Source organism: Staphylococcus sp. HMSC063F05 (assembly GCF_001837075.1).
Taxonomy (GTDB): Bacteria; Bacillota; Bacilli; order Staphylococcales; family Staphylococcaceae; genus Staphylococcus; species Staphylococcus epidermidis.
Genome location: NZ_KV831307.1, coordinates 39,755 through 48,870 on the forward strand (window position 1 = coordinate 39,755; position 9,116 = coordinate 48,870).

14 protein-coding genes and 1 riboswitch are annotated in these 9,116 nt (G+C 31.6%); of the genes, 4 read left to right on the forward strand and 10 right to left on the reverse strand.

The window, feature by feature from the left end; all coding sequences use genetic code 11:
- The first annotated feature begins 85 nt into the window (after window positions 1–85).
- Window positions 86–946: a polyprenyl-phosphate transporter PopT gene (locus HMPREF2576_RS00610; RefSeq protein WP_001831939.1), complete on the forward strand. Its 861-nt coding sequence runs from the start codon at window positions 86–88 to the stop codon at window positions 944–946.
- 65 nt (window positions 947–1,011) lie between these two features.
- On the opposite strand, the gene HMPREF2576_RS00615 is transcribed toward HMPREF2576_RS00610, so the two are convergent.
- Window positions 1,012–1,203: a CsbD family protein gene (locus HMPREF2576_RS00615; protein WP_001831967.1), complete on the reverse strand. Its 192-nt coding sequence runs from the start codon at window positions 1,201–1,203 to the stop codon at window positions 1,012–1,014.
- 174 nt (window positions 1,204–1,377) lie between these two features.
- Between HMPREF2576_RS00615 and HMPREF2576_RS00620 the strand changes: the two genes are divergently transcribed.
- Window positions 1,378–1,536 carry a hypothetical protein gene (locus tag HMPREF2576_RS00620; protein WP_001831893.1) on the forward strand — a complete coding sequence of 53 codons (159 nt, stop codon included), beginning with the start codon at window positions 1,378–1,380 and terminating at the stop codon, window positions 1,534–1,536.
- Window positions 1,537–1,805: 269 nt separating this feature from the next.
- Here the strand turns inward: HMPREF2576_RS00620 and HMPREF2576_RS00625 are convergent, their stop codons facing one another.
- The 7 genes from HMPREF2576_RS00625 to HMPREF2576_RS00655 all read right to left on the reverse strand — a co-directional run bounded on the left by HMPREF2576_RS00625 (window position 1,806) and on the right by HMPREF2576_RS00655 (window position 6,447).
- A complete protein-coding gene (locus tag HMPREF2576_RS00625) occupies window positions 1,806–2,618 on the reverse strand; it encodes a MetQ/NlpA family ABC transporter substrate-binding protein (protein ID WP_001831988.1) in 813 nt (270 codons plus the stop codon).
- Window positions 2,619–2,638: 20 nt separating this feature from the next.
- Window positions 2,639–3,334, reverse strand: a complete 696-nt coding sequence (locus tag HMPREF2576_RS00630; RefSeq protein ID WP_001831910.1) for a methionine ABC transporter permease — start codon at window positions 3,332–3,334, stop codon at window positions 2,639–2,641.
- Window positions 3,327–4,352 carry a methionine ABC transporter ATP-binding protein gene (locus HMPREF2576_RS00635; protein ID WP_001831992.1) on the reverse strand — a complete coding sequence of 342 codons (1,026 nt, stop codon included), beginning with the start codon at window positions 4,350–4,352 and terminating at the stop codon, window positions 3,327–3,329. The genes HMPREF2576_RS00630 and HMPREF2576_RS00635 overlap by 8 nt, the downstream gene beginning before the upstream one ends.
- 93 nt (window positions 4,353–4,445) lie before the next feature.
- Window positions 4,446–4,548, reverse strand: a riboswitch (SAM riboswitch).
- 56 nt (window positions 4,549–4,604) lie between these two features.
- Window positions 4,605–4,901: a thioredoxin family protein gene (locus HMPREF2576_RS00640; protein ID WP_001831936.1), complete on the reverse strand. Its 297-nt coding sequence runs from the start codon at window positions 4,899–4,901 to the stop codon at window positions 4,605–4,607.
- Complete coding sequence (locus HMPREF2576_RS00645) at window positions 4,894–5,280, reverse strand: toprim domain-containing protein (protein ID WP_001831968.1); 387 nt, start codon at window positions 5,278–5,280, stop codon at window positions 4,894–4,896. The genes HMPREF2576_RS00640 and HMPREF2576_RS00645 overlap by 8 nt, the downstream gene beginning before the upstream one ends.
- A 259-nt stretch (window positions 5,281–5,539) precedes the next feature.
- Window positions 5,540–5,920 carry a glycine cleavage system protein GcvH gene (gene gcvH / locus HMPREF2576_RS00650; RefSeq protein WP_001831963.1) on the reverse strand — a complete coding sequence of 127 codons (381 nt, stop codon included), beginning with the start codon at window positions 5,918–5,920 and terminating at the stop codon, window positions 5,540–5,542.
- Window positions 5,921–6,093: 173 nt separating this feature from the next.
- Window positions 6,094–6,447 carry an arsenate reductase family protein gene (locus tag HMPREF2576_RS00655; protein ID WP_001831965.1) on the reverse strand — a complete coding sequence of 118 codons (354 nt, stop codon included), beginning with the start codon at window positions 6,445–6,447 and terminating at the stop codon, window positions 6,094–6,096.
- Between the two features lie 142 nt (window positions 6,448–6,589).
- Here HMPREF2576_RS00655 and HMPREF2576_RS00660 point away from each other — a divergent pair, with 142 nt between their 5' ends.
- Window positions 6,590–6,913, forward strand: a complete 324-nt coding sequence (locus HMPREF2576_RS00660; RefSeq protein WP_001831907.1) for a thioredoxin family protein — start codon at window positions 6,590–6,592, stop codon at window positions 6,911–6,913.
- 182 nt (window positions 6,914–7,095) lie between these two features.
- On the opposite strand, the gene HMPREF2576_RS00665 is transcribed toward HMPREF2576_RS00660, so the two are convergent.
- Window positions 7,096–7,638: a nitroreductase family protein gene (locus tag HMPREF2576_RS00665; protein WP_001831981.1), complete on the reverse strand. Its 543-nt coding sequence runs from the start codon at window positions 7,636–7,638 to the stop codon at window positions 7,096–7,098.
- 80 nt (window positions 7,639–7,718) lie between these two features.
- On the reverse strand, window positions 7,719–8,435 hold the full coding sequence (aroD, locus tag HMPREF2576_RS00670; RefSeq protein WP_001831974.1) for a type I 3-dehydroquinate dehydratase: 717 nt from the start codon (window positions 8,433–8,435) through the stop codon (window positions 7,719–7,721).
- A gap of 160 nt (window positions 8,436–8,595) precedes the next feature.
- Here aroD and HMPREF2576_RS00675 point away from each other — a divergent pair, with 160 nt between their 5' ends.
- The gene (locus HMPREF2576_RS00675; RefSeq protein WP_002457221.1) at window positions 8,596–9,018 is read left to right on the forward strand and encodes an organic hydroperoxide resistance protein; all 423 of its coding nucleotides are present in this window, start codon (window positions 8,596–8,598) and stop codon (window positions 9,016–9,018) included.
- Window positions 9,019–9,116 lie beyond the last annotated feature (98 nt).

The following is a 9,116-nucleotide window of genomic DNA, read 5'->3' on the forward strand; positions in this document are numbered from 1 at the left end:
GACAAAAAAGAAAATATCCCAAGAAGTTCAAATAATGTGATATTATGCACTTTAACCTTTAAAATTTTCATGAAAGGAGATTATTATGAAAAAATTCAAATGGATAAATATATTTAAAGGTTTTGGTATGGGTACAAGTGATCTCGTCCCAGGTGTAAGTGGAGGGACTATCGCTTTATTACTTGGAATTTATGATGACTTTATTAGCTCAATTAGTGGTTTGTTTTCAAGACGATTTTGGCCTAGCTTAAAATTTTTACTACCTATTTTAGTAGGGATGCTAATAGCTATAGGACTATTAAGTCAATTATTTAATTATTTGCTTAGTCAACATCATATTCCTACTATGTTATTTTTTACAGGTTTGATTCTCGGTATCATCCCTTATTTATTAACCATCTCAAATTTCAAAAAAAATTTCAGTATAATACATTATTTTATTCTATTATTAGGTATTGCTATTATAGTCGTTTTCGCATTGCTTAATCATGGAGACAAGCATTCAGGTGAAACACTTACTTTATCTTTCAGTCTTATCATTAAATATTTTATCGCAGGTGTTTTCGCTTCAAGTGCTATGTTATTACCAGGCATTTCTGGATCATTTATGTTACTTGTCTTCGGAGTATATGGGACGCTAATGTATGCTATTTCTGAACTACTTCATTTTAATTTAAATGCATTACCTATCATATTAATAGTAGGTTTCGGTATTGTAACTGGTTTTATGATTTCAAGTCGATTAATTCAATATTGTCTACATCAACACCCTACAATGACATTTGCTTTGATAATAGGCTTTGTAATCGGATCGTTGTATGCAGTTTTCCCTGGATTCCCGAAAGACTTAATCCAATGGATCATATCATTTTTCCTATTGATCACTGGCTTCTTAGTAAGTTATGTTCTTGGTAAAATTACAGCAAAAAATGAAGCATCATTTTGATATATATACAAACAAGCCCTCATATACCATAGAGTACATGAGGGCTAAATTAGAAGGACTATTAATTAGTCACCTTTATTACCTTTAAATTTATCAATAACGTCATTTGCTTTTTCTTTAACGTTTTCTACAGCTTCTTTCGCTTTACCAGAAGCTTTGTCACCTTTACCATCTTTTTCTAATTCTTTATTATCAGTAGCATTACCTACTGTTTCTTTAATATTACCTTTAGCTTGTTCAAATTTATCTTCAGCCATTTAAAATTCCTCCTTATGTTTAACTTATTAATATTGTTACCCTCTTATTTATGAGCTAAACATCTTTTATGAATTTTTTTCTCATAAAGATGATTTTACGAAAGAAACTATAAATTTACAGTAGATTATAGTATATTGAATATAAAATAATTATAAGTTGGGTTGGTATATTTTATGAAATTTATTACTATTAAAGCGATTACTGAGAAAGGGTTAGATAAAAAAGTAAATCAATTTTTAAAATCACATCCACAAATTGAAATTATCAAATTTGATTACCAAATGGGATATAGCGGTGTAAGTGTTGGTATTTTATACCGTGATAATATTTAAATAATTATAGATATGTTGTGCGTATAAAGACAATATATCTTACCTTTTACAAAACTACCTGTTCAAAAAATATGGCTAGTGAATTATAGTCATTGTTAGATAACTATAATCACAGAAAAATGTTTATGGATGTTAAAACGTATAACAAAAGTGAGTTAAAAATTAAAGGTTCAATAGCAAAAAACACGTAGATGATTTTATACTGAATCATCTACGTGTTTTTGTATATTCATGTGACAAGCGATTAAATATTATTAATTGTTTGCTATTTACTTAGCAGGTACGACAGCTCCATCATACTTATCTTTAATATAATCTTGAATTTCTTTAGATTGTAGCACTTCCATTAATACTTTGATATTTTTATCATCTTTATGACCTTTTTTAACTGCAATTAAATTTGCATATGGGTTATCTTTAGGAGATTCTAAAGCAATCGAATCTTTTTTAGGACTTAATTTTTGGTCAATCGCATAGTTAGAATTAATGATTACTGCGTCAGCGTCTTGATTTTGATAGATTTTTGGTAAATATTCTGCTGATTGTTTGTTGTTAAATTTAATATCTTTTTTGTTTTCAGTTATGTCATCAAATTTAGCATTTTCAATTTTAACGCCTTTTTTAAGTTTAATAAGACCTTCATCTACAAAGAATTTTAAGAATCGTCCTTGTTCAGCTGGGTTATTTGATACATATACTGTTGCACCTTTAGGAAGATCTTTTAAGCTTTTATATTTTTTTGAGTATACAGCCATAGGTTCTAATTCAACATTCCCAGCCGATTCAATTTTATACCCTTTTTCTTTACTTTCAGTATTTAAGTATGGTGTATGTTGGAAGAAGTTCGCATCGATTTCACCTTTGTCTAATAATTTATTAGGCGTTGTGTAATCGTTAATTGATTTGATTTTTAAATCATAACCTTTTTTCTTCAATAATGGTTTTGCTTTTTCTAAAATTTCAGCGTGTGGTGCTGGAGATGCACCTACTGTGATAGTTTTTTCCTTATCTTTACCTCCACCACATGCAGCTAAGGCAATCGTTAAAGCCAATACTAAAATAATTCCGAATAATTTTTTCATAGAATATAATCCCCTTTTCTTTAGCGTTTATCGATTTTATTTGTAAGCCAATCCCCTAGGAACTGGATTATAAATACAATAATTAAAATAAATACTGTTGAAACTAAAATGACATCATTTTGATTTCGAGTAAATCCTGTTAAATATGCTAAATTACCTAAACCGCCTGCGCCAATAACACCTGCAATAGCTGTAGAACCTACCAAAGCAATTGCAGTAACGGTAATACCTGAAACTAAAGCAGGCATTGCTTCAGGAAGTAGCACTTTTCTCACAACTATCGAAGTGTTCGCTCCCATTGACCAAGCAGCCTCTATAACACCTTTATCAATTTCTTTAAAAGCAATCTCGACCAATCTAGCGTAGAATGGTGCTGCACCAATAATAAGTGCTGGTAATGCACCAGTTGGCCCACTGATTGTTCCGAGAAGTATACTTGTAAATGGAATTAACAGTAAAATTAATATGATAAATGGAATTGCTCTAAATAAATTAACAATGAATGACACAATCGTGTAGAAAATCTTAGCAGCCAATGAGTTACTTTTCGCAGATAAAAAGAGTAATACCCCTAATATAAGTCCAAAGACAAATGCAAAAAGCGTCGAAACAACAGTCATATATAGAGTTTCTAAAATTGCCTGCCAAACCTCTGGCCACTGAACATTTGGCATTGTCACCATTTCGTGAAATATTTCACCATAAGATTTACCCATGTTTTAGCACCTCCACATTAACGTGTTGTTCGTGAAGATTATGTTTAAATTGCTTGAAATGTTCTTCACTTATATGTGGTATGTGAATAACTAAAAATCCAAGCGAACCGTTTTTAGTATTCTTAATATCTGCTTCAAGAATATTCACATCTATGTTATGCGTCTTCGTCATATAAGATATGATAGGCTCAGTTGTATTTTCACCAGTAAAGTTTAACCTCACGATATATGCATCATGATCTAATGGCTCCAAATACTCTAAAGAATCTTCAAAATCATCGTTTAAATCATCTTTCACAAAACGTTTTGTTACTTCGTGTTGTGGATTCTCAAATACTTTACTTACCGCTCCCTGTTCGATAACTTTACCGTTTTCCATTACAGCAACTTCATCACAAATTCTTCGTATAACATGCATTTCATGTGTTATAAGTACAATAGTTAAATTTTGTTGTTCCCTTACCTTCAATAATAAATCTAGAATTTCATCTGTAGTTTGTGGATCTAATGCACTTGTTGCCTCATCGCATAACAATACATCTGGATCATTAGCTAATGCTCTCGCAATACCCACTCTTTGTTTTTGTCCGCCTGATAATTCAGACGGATACGCACTTTCTCGACCTTTTAGGCCGACAAGTTCAATGAGTTCCAATGCTTTTTGTTTAGCTAGACCACTTGGAACGCCAGCAATTTCTAATGGAAATGTTACATTTTTCAATACATTTCTTGACCATAGAAGGTTAAAATGTTGAAAAATCATACTCACTTTTTGTCGTTTTTTTCGTAACTGTGATTTAGATAATTGACTTATATTGTCACCATCTATAATGATTTCACCTGACGTTGGAGATTCTAAGTTGTTAAACATTCTTATAAGCGTACTTTTGCCAGCTCCTGAGAAACCAATCACACCAAAAATAGAGCCGGATTCAATGTTTAAATCAACGTGATCAACAGCAAGAACATCTTTATCCTTGGTATGATAGCGTTTAACAATTTGGTTTAGCTTAATCACGTTAATAGCCTCCTTATGTTGCTTAGTAATCAAATTAAAAATGCTTTCTCAATTTTTAGAAAATTTGAGAAAGCATTTGTTGAAATGTTCTTTCTCTCATCTTCTAAAGTTATACTTTATGTGAATTGGCACCATTTCTATTTTAGACGGTTGCCGGGCTTCTTAGGGCACATCCCTCCACCTCTCTCGATAAGAGTTAAAGCATATTTAATTTGTATTAATCCTACCATCGTACTAATGTTTCGTCAATAATTATTTTAAATTTTCTAACAAATAAGTAACTGACTGAAATGCGTAGATTCTTTTTATCTCTTCCTCTCTACGCATAAGCAACAAAACAGGAACAGACATAATTTGTTTCTCTTTACTCCATTCAGGATAAAAATTAAGATCTATTTTTTTTATTGGCAATTGTAAGATTTCATTAGCAATATCCAACATCCTTTCAGAAATCTTACATGTTCCACACATTGGTGTATAACCAAATATGAGATGTTTTTCTTTATTAAAATTAACAGTTATGTCTTCAATATCCTTCAATTTATTCATTTACTAAAACTAGCCTTTCAGTTTTTAAATTATTCATAAGTTTCTTTTCTTTTTTTACATTAAAACCATATCTACTTAATACATGTGCTAAATAATTTTTAGGACACTTAGCAACCTCACAAAACGTTTTATCAACATAAATATGTTCACTTTCGCTTAAATAACGTTTAAACCATTTTCTAATTTTTTCACCCTCATCATCAGAATCGGCAAGAACATAAACTTGTTTGTCATAAAGTGTTTCTATCATGTTGTCTATCTTATCTATACTCATAGTCCCATGTGTACAAATGATATTTGCAGGTTCAGCGATTACTTGTTGTACTCTTTTCTTATCCGATTTACCTTCAACAATAATAACCTTATTTACAATAGCCATGTCAATCCACCTTCTAAGCGTCAAAGTAACTATCACTATCATCATTCACAAAATCCCCAAAACCTAAACATTTAGTGACACTGCAATTTTTAATTGCTAGTGTCACTTATGCTTGAGCTTTGCTCAAGCGTTCCTCTTTTTCACTGCAATTTTTAATTGCTTGTGTCACTTATGTATGGGCTTTGGCTTACGTTCCAGATTAAAGTTGTTCCTTATAAAAAAACTCCTTGATTAAATCTAATCGAGGAGTTTGCAATCATTATTCACCAATCATTTCTGAGTATTGATCTGCTGATAATAATTCTTCTAATTGACTATCGTCACTAATTTCAATTTTAACCATCCATGCTTTTTCGTATGGCGATTCATTTACAAATTCTGGGCTATCTTCCAATTCTTCATTAACTTCAACAATTTTCCCAGAAATTGGCGCATACAACTCTGATACTGTTTTTACTGATTCCACACTACCGAATGTGTCACCTTCATTTAATTCATCGTCAGTTTCAGGTAGCTCAACAAATACGATATCACCTAATTCGTTTTGTGCGTATTCTGTAATACCAACTGTTGCTACATTATTTTCAATTTTAACCCACTCATGCTCTTTAGAATATTTAAATTCGCTCGGTACTGCCACGAGAATCCCCTCCTGATTAATTTAATTACAATTTAATGATGCCACACACATATTATTCATTCAACTATTATTACAAAGAATAAATGAATTAAAATTCGTTTTTAAATATACAAAACACCATTTTAATTTATATTTTTTTATTAATGTTCACTTTCTCTAAATTAATATCACACCTATAACCATTGGTGTTGATACTCATTTTCTTTAAATCCTAAAGTCAAATGGTTACCAGAAATAGCTAATGGACGTTTAACCAACATTCCATCTGAAGCAAGTAGTTCTAGTTTTTCATCATCAGACATATTTTTAAGTTTCTCTTTTAAATTTAATTCGCGATATTTGATACCATGTGTATTAAACAACTTATTAATATTCACACCCGTTTTATCTACGATATTTTTGAATTCTTTTTTAGTCGGTGTATGTTGAACAATATCAATGGATTCATAATTCACATCGTGCTCATCTAAAAACTTTGCAGCCTTTTTGCACGTTGTGCATTTCGGATACTGATAAAATTTAATCAATTACCTTTTACCTCCTTCTCTCTATTAACTTAAATATATCATGATATTTAATTGAACGCTTTAATTTTCAAGCTAATATTTTTGTTAATGTGCAGTCATTCGTTATAATAAGTTTACCAAATTACAAAAGGAGTAGATAGTGATGAAAAATATTCATCAAACCGAAGAATTTAATTCTACTATTGGTAGTACTGATCCAGTAATTATCAAGTTTGAAGCCGACTGGTGTCCAGATTGTAAAGCGATGGATATGTGGATAGATCCAATTGTTGAAAAATATAATAATTATCAATGGTATGTGGTCGATCGTGACGAATTAGAAGATGTGACAACTGAAAATGATGTTATGGGTATCCCAAGTATTTTAATATTCCAAAATGGTAAAAAATTAGCACACTTGCATTCAGCAAATGCTAAATCACCTGAACAAGTTGAATCATTCTTGACTGAACATTTAGATCAATAATATTTAACTAAAAAACCTGAGACATCATCAAACGTCTCAGGTTTTTCTTGTATTATTCGTCAGTAACTAAAGTAAATACTTATGTTTTCAACTCTGTTACTCACTGTATCGGTGAAACGATAAACACAAATTCCATCTCACCTAATTTTAAATTTTAATACACGCTCAATATCACGGATGATTTATTCAAATTCGGTAATAAGATTTTTATTTTTACGTTTAGCCTTCGTTGGTACTTCTTCTAAATCAGTAAGATACAAAAATCCTGCTAATATTTCATTATCCTTTACACCCAAAGCTTTTCGTATTTTAGGATCAAAGATATATTGTGGCGACTTCCAACAAGTACCAATACCCGCTTCGTATAAAAGTAACATTAAATTTTGAGCAAAAGCTCCAAATGCAAAATAATTTTCACGACTTTGACGTTGTCTTGGATCATCTTTTAAAATCAACAACAACATGCCACCTAAATTTGTTACTGCATGAAAGTGATCCTCTCGCTTATCCGGACTATCTGGAAAAGCAAATCTTGTGATATCCCTACTAAAATCACCGAGTTTATCTTTTGAAATATGAACCAATCTCCATGGTTCTCTCATACCATGATTTGGAGCGTCAGTAGCTTTATATATTGCATCGTAAACCGTTTGATCATCAACCACCATATCGTGTTTAAATTTTTTGACGCTTCTACGATTAGATATAGCTTCTTGTAATTCCAATGTATTTCGCTCCCTTTATTTTATACATGATAACCATTATCAATTATAAGATACATTGTTATTGAATTCAAACTTACAAGTTAATCCTCATAAAAAGAAACCATGGATTTTAACTTAGAGACATGTATCTGTCCGGGTGCTTGTGGTTCTTCTATGCAACCATAAGACAGCGTTCCACCAAATACGCCTTGAGCAATTCGGCTGACTTTACCCAAACTAGACATCGATATACCGACAATTCGGCATGTTGTGTGCTTCGCTGTGAGTGACATGGCTTCTAATAAATGTAACACGTCCTCTTGACATTTGGGCATAACCGCAAGCTTTAAATACTCAGGATTGAGTTTTTGCATTTTAAAGTAAATAAATTTAAGTTCATCTAAAGCAGGTGTTTCTTGAAAATTATGATGCGAAAGAACAACTTCGAGCCCTTTTTGTTGTGCACGTTGAACAAGATGCGTATATTTTTCAATTTTGACGGCACTGCTCCACTCAATATCAATCATATCAAATTGTGGACACTCAATTAATTCACCTAGTATATTTAAATACTCTTGCTCATTTACAGCTCCTTTTCCTCCTTGAACTGAAGTTCTATATGTTACTAATATTTTCAAATGGAATATTTTTAATTGCTTAATCACTTCATTTAATAATGCCTTATTAAATGATGGCCATTGGTCAATGCGCAATTCAATGATATCTATTGATTCTTCGTTTACTTTTATATCTTTGAGTAAAGTTTTAGAAAGCTTGTCTTCTGGTGCAATTGTCGCTGCAATATCTACATGGGTCATTCTATCCCTCATTTCGTACACTATAGTAATTTTATTTTATATGATTTTCTTTCATTCATACAAATATCTCTAAACTTATTATTAAAATTTAAAACGAATGATTAAGTACATCTACTGGTGGGTATCAATAAAATACATACAATTTGAGGAGGTAATAATGATGGCAGTTCAATATGAAACTAAAGCGACTAACGTAGGTGGACGTAAAGGTCATGTCCATACTGACGATAATGCAATAAATGTAGATGTATTACCACCACAACAAGCTGACGGTAAAGCGACTAATCCAGAACAATTATTTGCTGCAGGTTACGCTTCATGCTTTAATGGTGCATTTGATTTAATTTTAAAACAAAATAAAGTGCGCGATGCTGAACCTGAAGTAACGTTAACGGTACGCTTGGAAGACGATCCAGATGCCGAAAGCCCAAAACTTAGCGTTGATATTCATGCAAAAGTTAAAAATGTTTTATCACAAGAAGATGCTGAAAAATATTTACAAGATGCGCACGACTTTTGTCCGTATTCAAAAGCTACACGTGGCAATATCGATGTAAACTTAAATGTTGAAGTAGTAGAATAACATTTTATCGATTAATTATATTCTCCACCCACAATTTGTGTTATCAAATTGTGGGTGGTTTTTTGAGGCTGGGACAAAAAGGTTCAAGATAAGTAAAA

Bases quoted from the DNA above. Each gene is read 5' to 3' on its own strand.
- HMPREF2576_RS00610 (WP_001831939.1), top strand. From the start codon at position 86: ATGAAAAAATTCAAATGGATAAATATATTTAAAGGTTTTGGTATGGGT.
- HMPREF2576_RS00615 (WP_001831967.1), bottom strand. From the start codon at position 1,203: ATGGCTGAAGATAAATTTGAACAAGCTAAAGGTAATATTAAAGAAACA.
- HMPREF2576_RS00620 (WP_001831893.1), top strand. From the start codon at position 1,378: ATGAAATTTATTACTATTAAAGCGATTACTGAGAAAGGGTTAGATAAA.
- HMPREF2576_RS00625 (WP_001831988.1), bottom strand. From the start codon at position 2,618: ATGAAAAAATTATTCGGAATTATTTTAGTATTGGCTTTAACGATTGCC.
- HMPREF2576_RS00630 (WP_001831910.1), bottom strand. From the start codon at position 3,334: ATGGGTAAATCTTATGGTGAAATATTTCACGAAATGGTGACAATGCCA.
- HMPREF2576_RS00640 (WP_001831936.1), bottom strand. From the start codon at position 4,901: ATGAATAAATTGAAGGATATTGAAGACATAACTGTTAATTTTAATAAA.
- HMPREF2576_RS00645 (WP_001831968.1), bottom strand. From the start codon at position 5,280: ATGGCTATTGTAAATAAGGTTATTATTGTTGAAGGTAAATCGGATAAG.
- HMPREF2576_RS00660 (WP_001831907.1), top strand. From the start codon at position 6,590: ATGAAAAATATTCATCAAACCGAAGAATTTAATTCTACTATTGGTAGT.
- aroD (WP_001831974.1), bottom strand. From the start codon at position 8,435: ATGACCCATGTAGATATTGCAGCGACAATTGCACCAGAAGACAAGCTT.
- HMPREF2576_RS00675 (WP_002457221.1), top strand. From the start codon at position 8,596: ATGGCAGTTCAATATGAAACTAAAGCGACTAACGTAGGTGGACGTAAA.